This is a genomic window from Ruegeria sp. I1 (assembly GCF_056532675.1).
In genome coordinates, this window is record NZ_JBQFNM010000008.1 from 1 (window position 1) to 20,587 (window position 20,587).

The 20,587-nt window shown below is 57.6% G+C and carries 16 protein-coding genes; 8 read left to right on the forward strand and 8 right to left on the reverse strand.

Annotated features, from left to right (window positions below; genetic code table 11):
• Positions 1 to 356: 356 nt before the first annotated feature.
• Positions 357 to 2,558 (reverse strand): catalase/peroxidase HPI, encoded by a 2,202-nt coding sequence (katG, locus tag ACR0DH_RS14900; RefSeq protein WP_480550267.1) that lies wholly within the window; start codon positions 2,556 to 2,558, stop codon positions 357 to 359.
• Positions 2,559 to 2,951: 393 nt separating this feature from the next.
• Here katG and ACR0DH_RS14905 point away from each other — a divergent pair, with 393 nt between their 5' ends.
• Positions 2,952 to 4,571 carry a GMC family oxidoreductase gene (locus ACR0DH_RS14905; RefSeq protein WP_480550269.1) on the forward strand — a complete coding sequence of 540 codons (1,620 nt, stop codon included), beginning with the start codon at positions 2,952 to 2,954 and terminating at the stop codon, positions 4,569 to 4,571.
• A 6-nt stretch (positions 4,572 to 4,577) separates the two neighbouring features.
• On the opposite strand, the gene ACR0DH_RS14910 is transcribed toward ACR0DH_RS14905, so the two are convergent.
• Positions 4,578 to 5,423, reverse strand: coding sequence for an SDR family oxidoreductase (locus ACR0DH_RS14910; RefSeq protein ID WP_480550271.1), 846 nt, complete (start codon positions 5,421 to 5,423; stop codon positions 4,578 to 4,580).
• 87 nt (positions 5,424 to 5,510) lie between these two features.
• On the opposite strand from ACR0DH_RS14910, the gene ACR0DH_RS14915 reads away from it, so the two are divergent.
• Entirely contained in the window at positions 5,511 to 6,143 is a 633-nt protein-coding gene (locus ACR0DH_RS14915) for a class I SAM-dependent DNA methyltransferase (protein WP_480545319.1), read from the forward strand.
• Positions 6,144 to 6,210: 67 nt separating this feature from the next.
• Here the strand turns inward: ACR0DH_RS14915 and ACR0DH_RS14920 are convergent, their stop codons facing one another.
• Genes ACR0DH_RS14920 through ACR0DH_RS14930 form a run of 3 tightly spaced genes read right to left on the reverse strand, consistent with a single transcriptional unit; the run spans position 6,211 to position 10,159 of the window.
• On the reverse strand, positions 6,211 to 6,990 hold the full coding sequence (locus ACR0DH_RS14920; RefSeq protein ID WP_170534515.1) for a carnitinyl-CoA dehydratase: 780 nt from the start codon (positions 6,988 to 6,990) through the stop codon (positions 6,211 to 6,213).
• Positions 6,987 to 9,002: an acetate--CoA ligase family protein gene (locus ACR0DH_RS14925; RefSeq protein WP_480550273.1), complete on the reverse strand. Its 2,016-nt coding sequence runs from the start codon at positions 9,000 to 9,002 to the stop codon at positions 6,987 to 6,989. The genes ACR0DH_RS14920 and ACR0DH_RS14925 overlap by 4 nt, the downstream gene beginning before the upstream one ends.
• On the reverse strand, positions 8,999 to 10,159 hold the full coding sequence (locus ACR0DH_RS14930; protein ID WP_480550275.1) for an acyl-CoA dehydrogenase family protein: 1,161 nt from the start codon (positions 10,157 to 10,159) through the stop codon (positions 8,999 to 9,001). Before ACR0DH_RS14930 ends, ACR0DH_RS14925 begins: the two co-directional genes overlap by 4 nt.
• Positions 10,160 to 10,236: 77 nt before the next feature.
• Between ACR0DH_RS14930 and ACR0DH_RS14935 the strand changes: the two genes are divergently transcribed.
• On the forward strand, positions 10,237 to 11,178 hold the full coding sequence (locus tag ACR0DH_RS14935) for a GlxA family transcriptional regulator (protein ID WP_480550277.1): 942 nt from the start codon (positions 10,237 to 10,239) through the stop codon (positions 11,176 to 11,178).
• Here the strand turns inward: ACR0DH_RS14935 and ACR0DH_RS14940 are convergent.
• Together ACR0DH_RS14940 and ACR0DH_RS14945 are read right to left on the reverse strand one after the other, a co-directional pair.
• On the reverse strand, positions 11,175 to 12,164 hold the full coding sequence (locus ACR0DH_RS14940; protein ID WP_480545308.1) for a sterol desaturase family protein: 990 nt from the start codon (positions 12,162 to 12,164) through the stop codon (positions 11,175 to 11,177). The genes ACR0DH_RS14935 and ACR0DH_RS14940 overlap by 4 nt on opposite strands.
• A 21-nt stretch (positions 12,165 to 12,185) precedes the next feature.
• Positions 12,186 to 12,941, reverse strand: a complete 756-nt coding sequence (locus ACR0DH_RS14945; RefSeq protein ID WP_480550279.1) for a class II aldolase and adducin N-terminal domain-containing protein — start codon at positions 12,939 to 12,941, stop codon at positions 12,186 to 12,188.
• 111 nt (positions 12,942 to 13,052) lie between these two features.
• Here ACR0DH_RS14945 and ACR0DH_RS14950 point away from each other — a divergent pair, with 111 nt between their 5' ends.
• From ACR0DH_RS14950 to ACR0DH_RS14970, 5 genes are all read left to right on the forward strand, one after another.
• Positions 13,053 to 13,913 carry a LysR substrate-binding domain-containing protein gene (locus ACR0DH_RS14950; RefSeq protein ID WP_480550281.1) on the forward strand — a complete coding sequence of 287 codons (861 nt, stop codon included), beginning with the start codon at positions 13,053 to 13,055 and terminating at the stop codon, positions 13,911 to 13,913.
• 146 nt (positions 13,914 to 14,059) lie between these two features.
• A complete protein-coding gene (gene ade / locus ACR0DH_RS14955) occupies positions 14,060 to 15,862 on the forward strand; it encodes an adenine deaminase (RefSeq protein ID WP_480550283.1) in 1,803 nt (600 codons plus the stop codon).
• Entirely contained in the window at positions 15,859 to 17,319 is a 1,461-nt protein-coding gene (locus ACR0DH_RS14960; protein WP_480550285.1) for an AMP nucleosidase, read from the forward strand. Before ade ends, ACR0DH_RS14960 begins: the two co-directional genes overlap by 4 nt.
• Before the next feature lie 130 nt (positions 17,320 to 17,449).
• Positions 17,450 to 17,737: an HU family DNA-binding protein gene (locus ACR0DH_RS14965; RefSeq protein ID WP_170453278.1), complete on the forward strand. Its 288-nt coding sequence runs from the start codon at positions 17,450 to 17,452 to the stop codon at positions 17,735 to 17,737.
• Positions 17,738 to 19,173: 1,436 nt separating this feature from the next.
• A complete protein-coding gene (locus tag ACR0DH_RS14970) occupies positions 19,174 to 20,061 on the forward strand; it encodes a DMT family transporter (RefSeq protein ID WP_480550287.1) in 888 nt (295 codons plus the stop codon).
• On the opposite strand, the gene ACR0DH_RS14975 is transcribed toward ACR0DH_RS14970, so the two are convergent.
• Positions 20,037 to 20,558, reverse strand: a complete 522-nt coding sequence (locus ACR0DH_RS14975) for a glutathione peroxidase (RefSeq protein WP_480550289.1) — start codon at positions 20,556 to 20,558, stop codon at positions 20,037 to 20,039. The genes ACR0DH_RS14970 and ACR0DH_RS14975 overlap by 25 nt on opposite strands.
• Positions 20,559 to 20,587: the final 29 nt, after the last annotated feature.

Consider the following 20,587-nt stretch of genomic DNA (forward strand, 5'->3'; position numbering starts at 1 on the left):
CGGTCTCTCCCGAGCGTCTCAACCGTCTCTCCGGCCCGTCTCCGCCATCTCTAGCATCCCAGCAACAACCTCAGCGCCGCCGGTGAAGGGGTATTTACGGATTAGGTCAGACACCTGCAACCCCCATTTTGAAAAAACTTCACATTTCTCGGCAGAAACTTGTCCAGGTCAATGAAAACAACAGGTTAGCTTCAGAAACTTCGCAGAAAACCTGCTGACCCATTGCTTCGATCCCAGCAAAGACCAACCATCCAGTGGATTCGTACCCAATGCTTGGTATGCACACCAGAGCCGGGTCAAAGAAAACGCCGCCCGAGTCTCCTCGGGCGGCACAACTTGCTTGAATAATAGTAGGCTTACTTCAGATCGAAGCGGTCCGCGTTCATCACCTTGTTCCAGGCCGAGACAAAGTCACAGACGAATTTGCCCTCGGCACCGGCCTGACCGTAGACCTCGGCCAACGCCCGCAATTGCGAGTTCGAACCAAAGACCAGATCGACACGAGTGCCTGTCCACTTGACCTCGCCACTCGTGCGGTCGCGTCCTTCGTATACGCCTTTGCCAGACGGCTTCCATTCTGTGCTCATGTCCAGAATGTTGGTGAAGAAGTCTGTACTGAGCGTTCCAACACGATCTGTAAACACGCCATGTTTGCTGTCGCCAAAGTTGGCGCCCAGTACACGCAAACCGCCCACAAGCGCTGTCATCTCGGGTGCTGACAGAGTCAGCAGCTGTGCACGGTCGACCAACAGCTCTTCTGGCGAAACAGTGTATTCAGCCTTCTGATAGTTACGGAATCCGTCAGCGGCAGGCTCCATCACGGCGAAACTGTCCACATCCGTCTGCTCTTGCGTCGCATCGGTGCGGCCCGGAGTGAACGGAACCTCGACATCCTGACCACCAGCTTTCGCTGCCTGTTCGACACCTACAGCGCCGGCCAGAACGATCACATCGGCCAGAGACACTTTCTTGCCCCCAGACTGCGCATCGTTGAACGCAGACTGAACGCCTTCCAGTGCGCCCAACGCCTTGGACAGTTTCATCGGCTCGTTCACATCCCAGTCTTTCTGCGGCGCAAGGCGGATACGGGCCCCGTTGGCACCACCGCGCTTGTCCGAACACCGGTATGTCGAGGCCGAGGCCCACGCGGTCGAGACCAGCTCGGATACCGACAGGCCGGTGGCGGCGATCTTGGCTTTGAGGTCGGCAACATCCGCATCATCGACCAGATCGTGATTGACGGCGGGGACGTTGTCTTGCCACAGCAGCTCCTCGGTCGGGGCTTCTGGGCCGATATAGGCCGCGCGTGGGCCCATGTCGCGGTGGGTCAGTTTAAACCAGGCGCGGGCGAAAGCATCAGCGAACTCTTCCGGGTTCTCGTGGAAGCGTTTCGAGATCGGGCCATAGATCGGGTCCATGCGCATCGCCATGTCGGCGGTGGTCATCATGGTCTTGACCTTTTTCGACGGATCATGCGCCGCCGGGGCCATGTCTTCTTCTTTGACATTCACCGGCTCCCAGATCCACGCGCCCGAGGGGCTTTTGGTCAGGTTCCAGTCATAGCCGAACAGCAGGTCGAAATAGCCGTTGTCCCATTGGATCGGGTTCGCGGTCCATGCGCCTTCGATGCCTGAGGTCGTGGTGTCATCACCTTTGCCCGAGCCGAACTTGTTGATCCAGCCAAAGCCCATGTCCTCGATCGGGGCGGCCTCAGGGTCCGGCCCCACCAGATCGGGATCGCCCGCGCCATGTGCCTTACCAAAGGTGTGGCCACCGGCGACCAGAGCGACAGTTTCTTCGTCATTCATCGCCATCCGGCCAAAGGTGTCGCGAATATCCCGACCCGAAGCCAGCGCATCAGGCTGTCCGTCTGGACCTTCTGGGTTAACGTAGATCAGACCCATTTGCACGGCGGCCAGTGGGTTTTCCAGATCACGCTCGCCCGAGTAACGGCTATGCGGGTTGTCGGTCGGGGCCAGCCATTCGGTTTCCGAGCCCCAATAGATGTCTTCCTCTGGCGCCCAGATGTCTTCGCGACCACCGGCGAAACCGAAGGTCTTACCACCCATTGATTCAATCGCGCAGTTGCCCGCCAGAATCATCAGGTCGGCCCAGGAAATCTGGTTTCCGTATTTCTGCTTGATCGGCCACAGCAGGCGGCGCGCCTTGTCCAGGTTGCCGTTATCCGGCCAGCTGTTCAGCGGCGCAAAGCGCTGGTTGCCGGTCGAAGCCCCGCCGCGGCCATCTGCCGTGCGATAGGTCCCCGCGCTGTGCCAGGCCATCCGGATGAAGAAACCACCATAGTGGCCGTAATCTGCGGGCCACCAGTCCTGTGAATCCGTCATCAGCGCATAAATGTCGTCTTTCAGCGCCTTCATATCCAGCTTCTGGAATTCTTCTGCATAGTCGAAGTCAGCATCCATCGGGTTCGAAGCTGGCGCATGCTGATGCAAGATCGACAGGTTAAGCTGATTGGGCCACCAGTCACGATTTGATCGTGTCCCGGCACCATGCATCACGGGGCATCCGCCCGTTTTGGGGTTATCACTTCCATCCATATCGATCTCCAATGCTGGCTAAGGACTTGCGGCTTTGCGCAGTAAAACTTGCAATCAACAAGATTACAGAAAGATGTCACCGATATCGTTTTCAAGCCTAAGCCCAGAAAGATAATGTGGAATCTTCACTGCTCTCTTGCGTCGCGCCTCGTATACCAAAGTGAAGCCATGAGAATAAGTTCTCTTTTTGGATGGCAACAATAGGTTTTTCTTATAGCTTAACGACTATTGAGGCAGACACTATCCTCGCTTTTCAAATGACCCTGTGTCCGAACTGAAATTGGCGATTGTGTTTCTACATCCCGCTCGGGCACAGTCGGATTCATTACCACGCGCCGTTCCCCCTGACCCTCAAATACCACGCGGCGCTCCCAAAACGTTAAAGGCACTTATATGGAATTTGACTATGTCATTGTCGGTGGCGGCTCGGCGGGATCTGTCCTTGCCAACCGTCTAAGCGAAGATCCAAAAAAAAAGGTTTGCTTGCTCGAAGCTGGGGGGGCCGGCGATCACCTTATCATTCGAATGCCCGCCGCCATCGTCGCCGCGTTACCGGGGCGCCCAAAGATCAGCAACTGGGCGTTCGAGACAGTTCCTCAACCCGGTTTGAACGGGCGCAGGGGCTATCAGCCGCGCGGCAAGGCCTTGGGTGGATCAAGTGCCATCAACGCGATGCTTTACGTTCGGGGGCAGCGACAGGATTATGATGGCTGGGCCGATCAAGGGTGCATCGGTTGGGATTGGGACAGCGTCTTGCCCTACTTCAAAAAGTCCGAGAATAACGAACAGGGCGCTGATGATGTGCATGGCGACAAAGGCCCGCTGCAGGTGTCATATCAAAAAGAACCGCGCCCAGTGACCCATGCCTTTGTAGAGGCAGCAGAGCAACTGCAACATAGGCGCACCCAAGATTTCAATCGCGGCAATAACGAAGGCGTGGGCCTGTATCAGGTCACCCAGTTTCATGATCCGGACAGAAATGGCGAACGCTGTTCGACCGCAGCTGCCTATGTTCACCCGGTGATGGACCGCCCCAATCTGACGGTGATCACCTATGCGCACGCAAAGGAACTGACCTTTGAAGGCAAACGCGCCACAGGTGTGATCTACAAGCGAAAGGCGAAAGGCCCCGATCTTAGTGTATCTGCCAGACAAGAAGTGCTGATCTGCGCCGGGGCGCTTCAATCGCCGCAACTGTTGCAGCTTTCGGGGATCGGCGCCGAGGATGAGCTGCGCCAAAACGGAATACCCGTACGGCACGCGCTGCCCGGCGTAGGCAAGAACCTGCAGGATCACCTTGATTTCATTCTGGCTTACAAAAGCAAGGACACCGATAATTTTGGTCTGGGTCTGGTTGGTGCAGCGCGCCTGTTGGGCCACCTCTGGCGATGGCGCAAAACCGGTGCGTCGATGGCAGCGACACCCTTTGCCGAAGGGGGGGCTTTCTTAAAAACCTCTCCGGATCTCGACCGCCCCGATATCCAGCTGCATTTCGCCATCGCGCTGGTCGATGATCACGCCAGAAAACTGCATTATGGCTACGGCTATAGCTGCCATGTCTGTAAGCTGCGCCCACACAGCCGCGGCTCGGTCGGGCTGCAGAGCGCCGATCCGTTTGCCGCCCCCGCCATCGACCCCGGCTTTCTGTCCGATGACCGCGATCTTGAGACCATGATCAAAGGCGCCCGCATGATGCGCGAGATTATGCAAGCGCCTGCTCTGTCCAAGTTCAGGAAATCCGAAATGTTCGGAACCGACACCGCAACCACGGATGCGGATTGGGAACAGCATATTCGCGCCCGCGCCGACACGATCTATCACCCCGTCGGGACATGCAAAATGGGCCTGGATGATATGGCCGTAGTCGACCCCGAGCTTAAGGTGCACGGTATCAACGGACTAAGAGTTGTCGATGCCTCGATCATGCCGACGCTGGTATCGGGCAACACCAACGCTCCCACGATCATGATCGCTGAAAAAGCGGCTGACATGATCAAAGCGGCGGCGCGATGAAACGGGCTATTGCCCTTTCAGCAACGCCTCAAGACCAACGCGATAATTGGGGTACAGCAGCTGCACCCCAAGCTCGTCCTTGATCCGATCATTCCGAACGCGCTTGTTTTCATTGTAAAAGCTGCGCGCCATCGGGGTCAGATCAGCTTCGTCATAGGGTACGGCTGGCGGGAGAGGCAGGCCTTGTAACTCCGCCGCGTAGCCGATCACATTCTGCGGCGGTACGGGTTCATCATCACACACATTGTACACTGCGCCAGGATTGGGTGCCGTCATAGAGGTCGCCAAAACCTGCGCGATATCGTCGACATGGATACGTGAAAACACCTGCCCCGGTTTTATGATCCGCCGCAACCCACCGCGTTTGAGCTTGGAAAACGGTCCGCGTCCCGGTCCATAGATCCCCGCCAGACGGAAGATATGAACGGGCAACCCTGGAATTGCCTTCCATTGCTCCTCGGCCCGTAAACGCCAGCGGCCCCGCTTCGCCGTGGGCGCAGGCGGGGTAGCTTCGTCCACCCAAGCGCCCTGATGATCGCCATAAATCGCCGTGGTAGATAAATACCCCACCCAGGTGAACTGAGCCGCCCGCGCCACGATCTCATCCCTCAACGCCGCCAGAACAGGATCACCCTCTTCGGTCGGCGCCGTGGAAATCAAAACATGTGTCACACCGTCCAGGTCCGGCAAATCTCCGGGCCAGACCAAGGGCACGGCCCCAGACGCTCGGATCGCAGCCATTCCATCGGCGTCACGCGTGGTCCCGATGAGGTTCCACCCATCCGACGCCAAGCGGCGCGATAGGGCCTGCGCCGAATAGCCGTGGCCAAAAGAGAAAAGCGTTCCTGTCATCCCCCCTAGATGATCTGGACGGAACCGGGATGCAAGCATCTCATGGACGACTTGATTCGAATCCCCTCCTGCGCCTTTCATGACAGCATGACCAACAAAACACCCGACCTGCACGCCGCCTATGCGCTGACCTCGCCCGAGGACAACAAACGTCTCTATGCCGAATGGGCAGGCGACTATGATGACGGTTTCGCCATGCGCGAGGACTATCAGCTGCATATCCGCACCGCCCGCGCCTTTGTAGGCGCCTTCGGGCAGGGCCCGGTGCTGGACGTAGGCGCAGGCACCGGCCTTTGCGGAGCAGTTCTGACCCGCCTGGGCGTAGGACCAATCGATGCCACCGATATCAGCGCAGAAATGCTGGAACAGGCCATGCGCAAGGACATCTACCGTGATGCGATCGAGGCCGACCTCAACACCGGTATCCCCGTGCCGCGACACAACTATTCGGGCATCGTATCCTCAGGCACTTTCACCCATGGGCACCTCGGCCCTGAGGTACTGCCCGCCCTGTTGCGCGTCGCGCGACCGGGCGCGCAGTTCGCGCTGTCGATCAATACGAAGCATTTTGAAAAACTGGGCTTTGCCGAAGCGCTCCGCCACTTGGAACGGGGTCAGATCCAAAACCTCTCCCTACCCGAAGTCAAAATCTACGGCGATCTCGCCGCCGGCCCCAACAAAGACGACACCGCTTTCATCGCATTGTTCGAGCGCATTTGATCCGAACTTCATCTGGCCAAAAATATCCCGGGGGAGGCGCGGACTGCCGCGCCGGGGGCAGAGCCCCCTATCGCCCTTTCCAAACCGGATCGCGCTTTTCAGCAAAGGCGCGCGCGCCCTCTAGGTTGTCCTCAGACCCGTACAGCACATCCACACTGGGCAGTTGCCGCTTTGTGATCCGGTTCATCGCGTCCTGGAACTTCGCATCCTCGGCATCGCGCACGATCTCCTTGATCGCCGCATAGACCAGAGGTGGACCGCTGGCCAACAACCGCGCAAGTTCCCAGGCGCGATCCATCAGTTGATCGCCGGGCACGATTTCGTTGACCAGCCCCCAACGATGCGCCTCATCCGCGTCGAACCAGCGCCCGGTCAGCAACAGCTCCATTGCGATATGATACGGGATGCGCTTGGGCAACTTGACGCTGGCCGCATCGGCCACTGTCCCTGACCGTATCTCGGGCAAGGCAAAACTGGCGTGATCTGCTGCGATGATCATGTCAGCGCTCAGCGCCAGTTCCAGCCCGCCACCGCAGGCGATACCGTTGACCGCAGCGATCACAGGCTTGTTCAGACCGCGCAGCTCCTGCAACCCTCCAAACCCGCCGACGCCATAATCGCCATCCACCGCATCCCCATCAGCGGCCGCTTTCAAATCCCAGCCCGGGCAAAAGAACTTCTCTCCGCCGCCGGTCAGAATAGCCACACGCAACTCGGGATCATCGCGGAACTCCTGAAACGCTTCACCCATGATCCGGCTTGTGGCCAGATCAATCGCATTGGCTTTGGGCCGGTCCAAAGTAACTTCGAGGATGGCGCCATCACGGCGGGTTTTGATCGGACTCATTGGCTTGCCTTTCGGATCAGCGCATCCACTGCAACCGCGTCCTCGGCGGTGCAGATCAGCGGGTTAATCTCAACTTCTTCGACTGTTGCCGCGTTGGCAATGACATAGTTCTGCACCGCCTCGACCGCGTCCAGAATCGCGTCCATGTCGGCAGGTGCTTTGCCGCGATATCCCGATAGCAAAGGTGCACAGGCCAGCCTGCCCAGCGCCGTCTGAACAGCGGCCCGAGAGGACGGGATCAGAACCGAGACCGTGTCGCGCAGGATTTCGGTCAGCACCCCTCCGGCCCCGAGGGTCAGAACATAGCCATGCGCCGGGTCGCGGGTCACACCGATCAACAGTTCGGCCACAGCACCGGTTGCCATCTCCTCGATCAACACCCTATCGGTGCCAATCAATCTGGCGGTTTCGACCAAGGCGGATCGCGCAACGCCCAGCCGAACTGCGCCATGTTCAGACTTATGCGCCAGCCCGACGCCTTTCACGGCAAAGGGCTCTTGCAGATCGTCTGGAATCTGCGTTGCGTCTTGCGCTGCAATCTCACAACTGCGCGGGATGCGCAGACCAAAACCCGCAAGTGCCGATTTCGCCTCTGCCTCGCTCAGAACCTGATCTGCGGGTGTATCTGAAGGCAGCAACACCGGTTCAGATGCGGGCGGCAAAGGTCGTGCTGCGGCCTCAACGGCTGACAATGCCTCATGCAGCCCGGAAAAGGGCACGACCCCACCATCTGACAATTGACGCGCCACGTGTTCAGGCATCAGCTCCGGCAAAGTCGCCGTCACAGCAAACGGTCGACCAGTCGCAGCAACACAGTTCAGCGCGGCTTGCGTGGCACACACCCAATCTGTCGCGTCCGTATGGGGATAATCCACAATTGCCATGGTCATGCCCTTGTCTGGCCCTGTCATCCCCGACCAGGCGCGGGTCATCGCCTCGGTATCGCGCCAAATATAGGTGTGATAATCCAGCGGATTTGCCAGCGCCACCATCGGGCCCAGAGCGGCACGCAGGTCCGTGCGCTGTTGATCGGTCAGGGGCGGAAAATGCAGATCTCGCCCTTCGGCCATGTCAGCGGCCAGGCTGGCCTCACCCCCCGAGCAACTGATCATGCCCAAACCGTTTCCGTCCAGCCGCCCCGCAACATGCAACAGCTTGAGGCATTCCAGAAAACTGGGGATATCATCAAGCCGCGCAATGCCCAGTCGATCCAGAAACGCCTGTGCTCCAGCATCACCACCCGCCAGTGAGGCCGTGTGCGAGATCGTCGCCGCCTGCGCGTGTTGCGACCGGCCCATCTTCAACGCAATGATGGGCACGCCCCGGTTCTGAGCTTTTGCGGCCAAAGCCTCCCATTTCCGCAGATCACCGAACCCTTCGATATGAACACCAATCGCAGTGATCCGGTCATCATCCAAAAGCGCCGAGGCGATATCGGCCTGATGCGTCTGCGCTTGGTTCCCGCAGGTCAGCATGAACGCCAGCGGCAGCGCGCGTTGCTGCATCGTCATATTGATGGCGATGTTCGAGCTTTGCGTCAGGATCGCCACGCCCCGGTCAACCGGCCGCATTCCGTGCTGATCCGGCCAGATTGCGGCACGTTCCAATCCGTTGACGAAGCCATAGCAATTTGGCCCAAGGATCGGCATGTCCCCTGCCGCAGCAACCAATTGGACCTGAAGATCGGCGCCCTGATCATCTTCGGCCTTGGCTTCGGTAAACCCGGACGCAAAGCAAACCGCACCGCCCGCACCCGCAGCCGACAGTTCTGAAATCACAGGGATCGTGGCATGGCGATTGATGCCAATAAAGGCCACGTCCGGCGGACGCGGCAAATCCGCAATCGAGGGCACAGCACGCTCGCCCGAGACCTGATCCGCCTTGGGGTGAACGGGCCAGATATCCCCGGTGAACCCGAATTTCCGGGCCTGAGCAATAACATCTGCACACCAGGCGCCACCGCCGATCACGGCCATCGATGACGGGTTCAGAACACGCCCCAGGGGCCTCATGCGCCCAGCGCCCTCAGCAAATCCCGGCTGATGATATGACGTTGGATCTCGCTGGTGCCATCCCAGATACGTTCGACCCGCGCATCGCGCCAGAACCGTTCAAGCGGATAGTCATCCATCAGACCCATCCCACCATGCACCTGAATTGCTGCATCGGTCACTCGTGCCAGCATTTCAGAGGCATAGAGCTTGGCCGAGGCAATCTCGCGATTCGCGGGCAGGCCTTTGTCCAGCCGATCCGCCGCCGCCAAGGTCAACAAATCCGCCGCGTCGATTTCGGTGATCATGTCGGCGATCTGGAAGGATACACCCTGAAACTTGCCGATCTTCTGGCCAAACTGCTCGCGCGTGGCCGCATAGTCCAGCGCATAGTCAAAGGCTCGCCGTGCGCGCCCGACTGACATCGCGGCCACGGTGATCCGGGTGGCATAAAGCCAGGTGTTCATCACCTCGAACCCGCCATCAACCTCGCCCAGAACCTGGCTGTCGGGCAAGCGACAATCATCGAAATCCAGAACCATGTTCTTGTAGCCACGATGGCTGACCGATTTGTACCCATCGCGGATGTTGAAACCAGGCGTGCCGCGATCCACCAAAAACGCGGTGATGCGCTTCTTCGACCCTTTCGGCGTCTGATCCTCACCCGTCGCGATGAAGACGATGATGAAATCCGCGTGCTCGGCGCCCGAGATGAAATGCTTGGTCCCGTTGACCACCCAATCCCCGCCATCCCGAACGGCGGCACATTTCATCCCGCGCACATCCGATCCCGCGCCGGGCTCAGTCATGGCCAACGCATCCATCCGCTCACCCCGTACGGCTGGCATCAGGTACCGTTCGACCTGTTCACCCTCGCAGGCCATCAGGATGTTCTGCGGACGTCCGAAGAAATGGTTCAACGCCATCGAACCGCGCCCCAGTTCCCGTTCGACCAGCGCGAATTCAAGATGGTTCAAACCCGCACAGCCGACGCTTTCGGGAAAGTTGCATGCGTAAAAGCCCAACTCGAGGGTCTTGCGCTTGATCTCTTCCGCAATCTCATGCGGGACTTCGCCGGTGCGTTCGACCAACTCTTCATGCGGGTAAATTTCGTTCTCGACAAAGCTGCGCACGGTCGAGGCGATCATTCCCTGTTCGTCGGACAGACCATATTGCATCTGAATTCTCCACATCTGAGCCTGCGCATATGGTGACCGGGCTTGAAAATCAGATCATGCAGAGATAGCCATTTATCATGCGAGTTTGGACTAAATCCGCTGCCGCACCGCAGCAAATTGGTGTACTTCTGTTCGACGGGTTTTCAAACCATTGCCTGGCCAACACGGTTGAGCCGCTGCGGGCCGCAAACATGCTATCGGGGCGAATTCTTTACCATTGGACGTTCCTGTCGCTGAGTGATGGGCCGGTGACTTCGTCATCAGGTTTGGAGGTCGCGCCGCATGGCAAACTGCAATCTGCTAGTGGCGACATTTTGATGGTGATGCCGTCTTACGGGTTTCAGGCTCATAGCGGTTGGCAAACCCTCTCGGGTCTCAGATCGGCCGCGCCACGTTTTGAGACATTGGCAGGGCTCGATACCGGCAGCTGGTTGCTGGCGCTGGCGGGTCTTCTGGATGGGTATCGCGCGACAATTCACTGGGAAGAACTGACAGGCTTTACTGAGCGTTTCCCGGATGTTGATGCGGTGCGCGAGCGGTTCGTGATTGATCGGGATCGCATCACATGTTCTGGCGCGATGGCAGCGTTTGATCTGGTTTTGCACCTGATCGGACAGGCACAGGGGCAGGCATTGGCGCTGGAAGTAGCGCAGCTGTTCATGACCCGCGATTCTGCCAGATCCCATACGGGTGGCGCAGGTGCGACCAGCGGATATGTGAACAAGGCACTGGCGCTGATGCAGGAACATCTGGAAACACCCCTTCCGATATCCGAGATCGCCCGGCGCGTTGGCCGATCTCACAAGGCGCTTTCCCGGCGGATGCAATCCGAGTTAGGTGCAGGGCCTGCACAGGTCTATCGACGGCTGCGGTTAAACCTGGCCCGCAAACTGGTGTCCGAGACAGACCTGAGTATTGCCGAGATCGCCTTGCGCGCTGGCTACGAAGACCCCAGCGCCCTGACCCGCGCGTTCAGAACCGAATTCGGGCTGGCCCCGCGCGCGCTAAGGGCGCGCTAGGTATACATCTGTTTTTTGTAAGCCCGCGTACGGGTTGTCGCCTCGGCTGATCCGTCGTGATAGGTGCCAAACCACTTGTCGAACGGGATTTCCGAAGTGCCATAGTTGCACTCGAAATACCGGTGGTGCAGCTGGTGGAAAAAATCCCCGGCGCGCGCGGCCTCCGTATCCCCCGCCTTGAGTTTTTCGAACCCGGAATGGGACAGGACCGGGCTGATCTGCTGAAAATACGTGTGGAACAGCAGGTGCATCGGGTGTGACGGCACGATCAGGTGGATGAAGTAGGTGGTGAAATACAGGAGGTTCTCAAACCAATGGTTCGAGATCCCTGACCACGGACCGATATTCACGTTTCGATGATGCACCGCGTGGACGTGTTTATACAGCTTAGGGTGATGCTCTAGCCGATGCACCCAATAGAAATGCAGACCTGACCACATGGGGATGAACAGCATCCATAAGACGAACCAAACCGGCGCGGCGGCCCAAGTTACGGTCGGGACATAGCCGTTGGCCATCGCCCAGTAGATCACCCATTGATAGACGGTCGCCACAGTCATCGCGCTGCCCAGCGTCCACCAGATATTATCCAGAACTTGATTGCGGAAGGTGAAGTTTCCGTTGTCGCGGGTCAGATCGCGGCGGTCGAATTTTTTGTACATGCCCTGCCCTTTGCGCATGTACAGCCACCAATGCAGGCCACCAGCGACCAGGATTTGAGGCACCATGTTCAACAGCCAGATACGGAACATCCAACCGGCCGAAAAGTTTCGCATAGACTCTAAACCGGGAAAAAACAGCACATAGGCTGTGATGGCCAAGCCCATACACAGGGTCAACGCCGTGATCTGCAACCACGCCCCGCTGTACCATTTCAGCACGGCACCCGGGCGCGGTGGCCAATTGAACAGCGGGTTCAATCCCACCGGGCCTTCGGGGTGGTAATTCCAGCGGGCGGCTTCGGGGTCCTGAGCGGTGTCGGTCATGGCAGTCACTCCGGGTAGAGGTCAGGTTGCGTAGTCCGAGCCTTCGGCATCCAGCATCGCTTTGATCTCACGCAGATGCGCCTCGGCCTGATCGGGGTAGTCATCCAGTTCCTGAGCGGTCTTTTCGGCGATCTCTTCCGAGAGCACGCGCAAAGGCTGTCCGGTTTGTAGCGCGCGGATATAGGTTTCGGCGGCGCGCTCAAAATAATAGAGTCTATTAAAGGCATCTGCCGGATCACTACCGATGATCAGTACACCATGGTTGCCCATGATCATCACCTTTTTCTTCGGGTCCGAGAGCATTGAGGCGCAGCGTTCGCCCTCGCTTTCAAAAGCCAGTCCGCCGAATTCCTCATCAATGACATAGCGGTTGTAGAACGTGGCCGTGTTCTGATCGATGGGCGGCAGATTGCTTTCAGCCAATGAGGCCAGCACAGTCGCAAAGATCGAATGCACATGCATTACGCATCGCGCGTGGGGACAGTGACGGTGGATCGAGCCGTGAAGCCCCCAAGCCGTTGGGTCCGGCGCGCCGGGTTGTGTCATCACGTCGGGATCATTCGCGTCCAGCAGCAACAGGTCCGAAGCCCGAATACGCCCGAAATAAATCTGATTGGGGTTCATCAGGAACTGCGTGCCATCTTCGTTCACCGCCAGACTGAAGTGATTGGCCACGCCTTCGTGCATGTTCAGACGTTCAGTCCAGCGAAACGTCGCGGCCATATCCACACGCTGAGGCCAATGGTCGATATTGGGGCGAAGATTGGCAACACTCATGGCATGGCTCCGTGGCAGCTGAACTATTTAAAGCCTGCCTTGCGCCGGGAAATTTGACCAACAAAAAAATCGCATCTATCCCATTAGTAAAACTTATGCTGAGGTTATGCCATGCAGAACACTCTTCCACCTCTGGGCTGGCTGCGCACTTTCGAAGCAGCGGCGCGCAATCTCTCGTTCACCGGAGCAGCGCGTGATCTGAATATGACCCAAAGCGCTGTCAGCCAGCAGATCAAATCGCTGGAGGGACATCTGGGTCAGCCTTTGTTCCTGCGTCGCCCCAAGGCGCTTGAATTGACCGAGGCCGGAATCACCTATCTGCCCGTTGTGCGCGAGGCGTTTCGAACGCTGGTGCGTGGTACACAGGCTGTGACGGGGGCGCAGCAGAATGCTGTACAGGTTCAGTGCAACATCAGCTTCGCCGTGAACTGGCTGGCCCCTCGCCTGCCTGCATTCCAGGCTGAACACCCGGATGTGCAACTGAACATCTTCACTGAATTGTGGGAGCCCCGGGAAATGGCGGAAGGCGCGGCGGTAGAAATCCGATTCTCACTGCGCCCTGCCGATACTGTTCGAACCGAGTTGTTGCGGCAAGAATACTACTATCCTGTTTGCGCACCGGGTTTTCCGGTCACTTTGGACACTTTGCAGCAGCAGCCGCTGTTTGATTGTTCGAACCTGCTGTCAAATTGGGCAAGTTGGGCCGAAGAACAGGGTCTAAATTGGGAAAAACCTACGATCACCTATGCAACGACGTATCTGGTCTGCCTATCGGCGGCGATGGCTGGGGGTGGGCTATGTCTGGCTCATGACGCTATTGCAGGGAGGCTGATCGAACAAGGGCAGCTGGTCGCCCCGTTCGACCATCGCGCCCCGATGCCCGAGGCCTATTATCTGTTGCTCTCCCCTCAGGCCGAGGAAACCCCGGGTGCTGTCGCTTTTGCCAATTGGATAAGACGCGAGATCGGGTAGCTCCCGCCCATCGTCGTTGCCCCTTGCGGGGCATCTCCTCTGGTTGGGCCGCACAGCGCTGGCGCGCTGCGGGCAAGTTTTGTGATGATTTGATGACCTAAAATTACCGGGGTTGCACCCGACCGCGACTTCATGAAAGTTGAGCCATGGAATACACACCTTTCCCAAGCTGGCCCGATGTCGCCCCTCGTTTGATCGCCGTTGCCGCCGGACGCGACGCCGCCGATATGGTCATTCGCGGTGGCATCTGGGTCAATGTGCACAGCCGCGAGCTGCTGCCTGATCATTCGGTCGCGATTGCTGAGGGGCGTATTGCCTTTGTCGGGCCGGATGCCACCCATTGCATCGGCCCAAGGACGCAGATCGTCGAAGCAGAAGGGCGCTATATCCTGCCTGGTCTATGCGACGGCCACATGCATATCGAATCGGGCATGCTGACACCCGCAGAATTTGCGCGAGCCGTGATCCCGCATGGCACCACCTCGATGTTCACCGATCCGCACGAGATCGCGAATGTGCTGGGCATAAACGGCGTGCGCATGATGCATGACGAAGCGATGATGCAGCCGGTGAACATCTTCACCCAGATGCCCTCTTGCGCGCCGTCGGCTCCGGGATTGGAGACGACGGGTTACGCGATCACGCCCGAAGATGTCCGCGAAGCGATGAACTGGCCCGGCATTGTCGGGTTGGGTGAAATGATGAATTTCCCCGGTGTGATCCACGGTGACCCTAAGATGCTGGCCGAGATCGCAGCTACTCAACGCGCCGGGAAAACGGTAGGCGGGCATTATGCTTCGCCTGATTTAGGGCCTGATTTCGCAGCCTATGTCGCGGGCGGGCCCGCAGATGACCACGAAGGTACGTGTGAGGCCGATGCCATTGCCCGCGTGCGACAAGGGATGCGGTCGATGATGCGGCTGGGCTCGGCCTGGTATGACGTGGAAAGTCAGATCACAGCCATCACCGAAAAGGGCCTGGACCCGCGCAACTTTATCCTGTGCACAGATGATTGCCACTCGGGCACTTTGGTGAACGACGGGCATATGAACCGGGTTGTGCGCCACGCGATTGCCTGCGGCTGCGATCCGCTGATTGCGCTGCAGATGGCCACGATCAACACCGCCACCCATTTCGGGCTGGAACGTGAGATCGGTTCAGTCACTCCCGGGCGACGGGCGGATATCATTCTCAGTTCCGACTTAACTGATTTGCCAATTGAGACAGTGATTGCGCGCGGGCAGGTGGTTGCAGAGGGTGGTGAGATTACAGTTGACTGCCCACATCTGCACTGGCCCGACAACGCCCGCAATACCGTGCATCTGGGCCACGCGCTTAGCGCGGGTGATTTCGAGATCAAACCCCCAGCGGGGGCCAACCGCGTACAGGCCAACGTGATCGGAGTTGTCGAAAACCAGGCCCCAACCAAAGCGCTGAAGGCCGAACTGCCGATCATTGGCGGGCTGGTTGAAGGCGAAGGTGATGTCTGCCAAATCGCGCTGGTGGAACGTCATCAGGCGACAGGCGGGGTGACGAATGCCTTTGTCTCGGGCTTTGGCTATCAGGGCAAAATGGCCATGGCCTCAACCGTGGCGCATGACAGCCACCACATGATTGTAGTCGGCACCGACCGGGAACAGATGGCCATGGCGGCCAACCGGCTGGCCGAAGTGGGAGGCGGGATCACTTTGTTCCGCGATGGGCAAGAGCTTGCGTTGGTCGAATTGCCCATCGCTGGTTTGATGTCCGACAGTCCCGCTTCTGAGGTCGCAGCAAAAGCTGAGAATATGGTCGAGGCTATGCAGGCCTGCGGCTGTACCTTGAACAACGCCTATATGCAGCACTCTCTTTTGGCGCTGGTCGTGATCCCGGAATTGCGGATCTCGGACCTGGGGCTTGTAGATGTGCGCACATTTGAAAAGATCGAACTTCTGGAACCACTGGCATGACAAAAATAAAAACACCTGATGCAATCGCACCGGAAAAATTCACAGACCCCAAAGCAGCCGTAGCTCGGCTGGAAGTGCTGTACAAACAAGCCACCGAATATCTGTGTGACCGCTTCGCCTCGGCCCTGCAAGACGGCGCGCCAGAGGGACGGATCAGAGCCTATTACCCGGAAATTCGCATCAAAACCACGTCTTACGCGCAGGTCGACAGCCGGTTGAGCTTTGGCCATGTATCCGAGCCCGGCGTTCACGCAACCACCGTTACCCGGCCCGATCTGTTCCGATCCTATCTGGAGCAACAGATCGCCCTGCTGATCAAAAACCATGGCCAGCCCGTGACCATCAGCGCATCTGATACGCCGATCCCGGTGCACTTCGCGGTTGCCAACAATCCAAATTTGATGGTGCCACAACAGGGGGCCGCCGGTTTCACCCTGCGCGATGTCTTCGATGTGCCCGATCTGAACACAACCAACGATGACATCGTCAACGGTGTGCTCGATCATGACACGGTCGGCCCGCTGGCCTTGTTTACCGCACAGCGTGTGGACTATTCGCTGGCGCGACTGGCGCATTATACGGCAACGGATGCCGGGCATTTTCAGAACCACGTGTTGTTCACCAACTACCAGTTCTATGTCTCGGAGTTCGAGAAATACGCACGTGAACAACTGGCCGACCCCGAAAGCGGTTATACCAGTTTTGTTTCGACCGGGAATGTTGAGATCACGACCCCGGATGCTGACCTGGAACAGCCCCTGAAACTGCCGCAGATGCCGACCTATCACCTGAAACGCGCGGATGGGTCAGGGATCACGCTGGTCAATATCGGGGTCGGTCCGTCGAACGCCAAAACCGCAACCGACCATATCGCCGTCTTGCGGCCGCATGCCTGGCTGATGGTCGGGCACTGCGCCGGGCTGCGCAACACACAAGCGCTGGGGGACTTCGTTCTGGCCCACGCTTACTTGCGCGAGGACAAGGTGCTGGACGATGACCTGCCCGTCTGGGTGCCGATCCCACCGCTGGCCGAGGTTCAGGTCGCGCTGGAACACGCCGTTGCCGAGGTGACAGAGTTGCAGGGCTATGAGCTTAAACGGATCATGCGCACGGGCACGGTGGCTTCGGTTGACAACCGCAATTGGGAGCTACGCGATCAGTCCGGCCCGGTGCAGCGGCTCAGCCAATCCCGCGCAATCGCGCTGGATATGGAAAGCGCCACCATTGCCGCAAACGGCTATCGTTTCCGGGTGCCATACGGCACATTGCTTTGCGTATCAGACAAACCCCTGCATGGCGAATTAAAGCTTCCCGGCATGGCATCCTCGTTCTATACCACCCAGGTCAGCCGCCATCTGGCAATCGGAATACGGGCGATGGAACACCTGCGGGGCATGCCGCTAGAGCGCCTGCACAGTCGGAAATTGCGCTCTTTCGACGAAACAGCCTTCCTGTGACGTAAAAAAGCAACGAAATCCCCATATTTTTAGGGGTTTTGGCGCTACTATTCGTTGTGTTCACCCACAATATCCCGTTACAGTTACGCGGTGAGGCCCAATTTATCGGGCACGTTAAGGAGACCAAGAAATGGCAAAGCCTATGACAAAGACTCAGCTGGTTGCTGCTCTCGCTGAGGAAATGGGGACTGACAAGAAATCAGCGAATTCCGCGCTGGAGGCCATCACCGGCCTGATCACCCGCGAAGTTTCGGCTGGCGGCGCAGTCACCCTGCCCGGCGTTGGCAAAATCTACTGCCGCGAGCGCCCCGAGCGCATGGTGCGCAACCCCGCCACCGGCGAGCAGTTCAAGAAAGAGGCCGACAAGGTGGTCAAGATGACCATTGCAAAGGCGCTGAAAGACAGCGTGAACGGCTGATCCGAGCTGTCACCGCAACATGATCAAGAAGGGCCACCGTTTGGGGGCCCTTTTTCTTAGTGGGATCGATGCATACTCGAATTTGCAAGCATCGCTGTTCTCGCCCTACTCAAGTTCTTATTTGCCATGGTCAAGTTTCCACAAAGAGCGCTGATGATAGCTGCCAGCCCGGAGTTGGTTGGGTCATTTTCCGGCGTGAAGGTTCCAAATGGCGCACGCTATTGCCTAAGCCTGTCTACGATATGTCGTGTCGACTAAAGAACTGCCGAATTACGGCAGCACTATTCATTTAGACAAAGCGCAAACTATTGAGTGAGCAGCTTCACTGACAAGAAAACAACCATCAGTTAAAAACTGGGGGTTCTTCCAGTAAAATTGGAGTTTTTCTTATGTATCTTAAGCTATTAATATCATTAGTAATTGCATATCTTGGGCAAGCAACCTTTCTTCTTGCACAAGAGACTCAAACTGAGACGATAACGTCTAATACCTTGACTAGACTGAATTACGAAGTTGTCGAGCATGGAACAGTTAGCATTTTTCTTCCCGCGCAAATCCTGCCAGGCGATACTTTGTCCAGTCGAATTCGAACGAAAACCCTGCCGGATGGAAAGCTCGACAGCTATCGAATTCGAATGGCGAACAAATCGCACCCCGTGCAGGACGGCTTGGTCGAGTGGACCGTTCCGAACGACGCAAGCGCAGAGGTTAACTTCGAGTTAGTCGATGCATCGGGCGACGTTTCTGCCCGAGTTGCACTGTCGCTTGCCAATCATCCTACCAAATCCAAAGGATCGCCGGGACGCGATGGCACCGGTATCAAAGCACTGCCGATGCGTCCAAGGTCAGGATCATATACGCCTATAGCAGACGACTTTTTTGAAGGCATTGAAATCGTAGCCGCGTCTCCTCGTGAACTGATAATCTTTGACAGTCTTGTTCTCGATATTCGACCTGATCCGGTTTTATGCTGTTCGGAAGGCGGGCCATGCGGACTAACCAGCTGCTGCGACTTCATACCGTCCAGCAGTTGTTTACACTGCAACGTGTCAGGGTACGATGTTTGCCTTGCGGACGCAGGACCCCCGACACCTAACCCAAATCCTGACTAATCGTTCGTCGATATAGTCTCGCTTGAATAAGCAATTCCCGCGATGCAACTCAACAAAACATCGGAGCATGAATACACTCGATAGAGGCAGATGCTTAATAGAGCATCTGCTTCAAATGACCTAACTAACGTGATCTGGAAACCAACTTAATAGTTCCGAAGCGAATATCCTGACGTTCCAGAACTAGGTTGATATGAGTTTCATGCTTTCGTTCAAAGATCGCTAGCTTTGAATTTGTTGGTTATCGCCTCCGATTGTTCGTGGGCACTTCTTGCAGATGTTTCAATTTTCGGGAATGGTCCCCACGTTGAGACGGGGGCCGTTATGGATCTACGCGCCATTGCAATGGGGCTGACATTTGCATTCATCTGGTCTTCGGCCTTCACCTCGGCCCGGATCATTGTGGCAGATGCGTCTCCTCTGTTCTCCCTTGCCCTGCGGTTTTTGATCTCGGGCCTGATCGGCGTCGCCATTGCACGCGCCATGGGGCAAAGCTGGGCGCTGACGCGAGCGCAGTGGCGGGCGACTATTCTGTTCGGAATATGCCAAAATGCCCTGTATCTGGGTCTGAATTTCTATGCGATGCAAACGATCGAAGCCTCGGTTGCAGCCATCATCGCTTCGACTATGCCCTTGCTGGTGGCACTGGCCGGTTGGCTGTTTCTCGAGGACAAACTTCGGCCCCTAGGGGTACTCGGCCTACTTGCCGGATTCGCCGGGGTCGCCCTGATCATGAGCAGCCGCGTTACCGCTGGGATCGACCTGTTTGGTGTGATGCTGTGCGGCATAGGTGCCCTGGCGCTGACTTTTGCCACGCTTGCGGTGCGGGGTGCGACCTCGGGCGGGAACTTCATGATGGTTGTTGGTCTTCAAATGCTGGTGGGGTCGGCAGTTCTGTTCGTTGCAGCGCCTGTTTTCGAGAGCATCTACATCAACCCAACCGTCCCTCTTGCGCTGGCGTTCATCTACACAACCCTTTTCCCCGGCCTTTTGGCGACGTTGATCTGGTTCCTGCTGCTTGACCGTATCGGCGCCACCCGCGCGGCCACATTCCACTTTCTGAACCCGGTCTTTGGGGTTGCCGTCGCAGCGATCATACTCGGAGAGAAACTTGGGCCGTTGGACCTGTTAGGCGTTGCCGTCACAACCCTTGGCATCTTGGCCGTGCAGATGTCCCGGCAACCCGCTCAGCGCAGCAGCGCTTCGACCTGAGACAACAGTTTATGCGAGTCTGGCCTGACATTCGATCCAAAGGTCGCCGCAACCTCGCCGTTGGGATCAATCAGGATCTTGTTGAAATTCCAGTTGGGCACAAAACCTGTCTGACTGGCAACTGCCTGATAGAACGGATGGGCGTTTCGACCTGTGACCGGTGTGATATCCGTCATCGGAAGGGTCAAACCATAGTTCATTTCGCAGAATTGTTTGACCTCATCCGCTGATTCCAGCTCCTGATTGAAGGAATCGGACGGAACGGCCAGAACCACAAGACCTCGGTCCGCGTAAGCTTCATACACATCTTGCAACACAGCATATTGCCCGGTGAACCCACATTGAGACGCTGTGTTTACAACCAAAACCGGCTGCCCACGCCAGTCTTCGATCGACAGCGTGCCGCCATCTATCGATTCAAACTCACCCACCAGCGGGGCCGCCTGAACTACGCGTCCCACCAATATCAAAGCAGTCAAAAGCATTAGTCTCAACACTGACCATCCTCCTTTTAAGACTTCTACGT

Bases quoted from the DNA above. Each gene is read 5' to 3' on its own strand.
- katG (WP_480550267.1), bottom strand. From the start codon at position 2,558: ATGGATGGAAGTGATAACCCCAAAACGGGCGGATGCCCCGTGATGCAT.
- ACR0DH_RS14905 (WP_480550269.1), top strand. From the start codon at position 2,952: ATGGAATTTGACTATGTCATTGTCGGTGGCGGCTCGGCGGGATCTGTC.
- ACR0DH_RS14910 (WP_480550271.1), bottom strand. From the start codon at position 5,423: ATGACAGGAACGCTTTTCTCTTTTGGCCACGGCTATTCGGCGCAGGCC.
- ACR0DH_RS14915 (WP_480545319.1), top strand. From the start codon at position 5,511: ATGACCAACAAAACACCCGACCTGCACGCCGCCTATGCGCTGACCTCG.
- ACR0DH_RS14920 (WP_170534515.1), bottom strand. From the start codon at position 6,990: ATGAGTCCGATCAAAACCCGCCGTGATGGCGCCATCCTCGAAGTTACT.
- ACR0DH_RS14925 (WP_480550273.1), bottom strand. From the start codon at position 9,002: ATGAGGCCCCTGGGGCGTGTTCTGAACCCGTCATCGATGGCCGTGATC.
- ACR0DH_RS14930 (WP_480550275.1), bottom strand. From the start codon at position 10,159: ATGCAATATGGTCTGTCCGACGAACAGGGAATGATCGCCTCGACCGTG.
- ACR0DH_RS14935 (WP_480550277.1), top strand. From the start codon at position 10,237: ATGCGAGTTTGGACTAAATCCGCTGCCGCACCGCAGCAAATTGGTGTA.
- ACR0DH_RS14940 (WP_480545308.1), bottom strand. From the start codon at position 12,164: ATGACCGACACCGCTCAGGACCCCGAAGCCGCCCGCTGGAATTACCAC.
- ACR0DH_RS14945 (WP_480550279.1), bottom strand. From the start codon at position 12,941: ATGAGTGTTGCCAATCTTCGCCCCAATATCGACCATTGGCCTCAGCGT.
- ACR0DH_RS14950 (WP_480550281.1), top strand. From the start codon at position 13,053: ATGCAGAACACTCTTCCACCTCTGGGCTGGCTGCGCACTTTCGAAGCA.
- ade (WP_480550283.1), top strand. From the start codon at position 14,060: ATGGAATACACACCTTTCCCAAGCTGGCCCGATGTCGCCCCTCGTTTG.
- ACR0DH_RS14960 (WP_480550285.1), top strand. From the start codon at position 15,859: ATGACAAAAATAAAAACACCTGATGCAATCGCACCGGAAAAATTCACA.
- ACR0DH_RS14965 (WP_170453278.1), top strand. From the start codon at position 17,450: ATGGCAAAGCCTATGACAAAGACTCAGCTGGTTGCTGCTCTCGCTGAG.
- ACR0DH_RS14970 (WP_480550287.1), top strand. From the start codon at position 19,174: ATGGATCTACGCGCCATTGCAATGGGGCTGACATTTGCATTCATCTGG.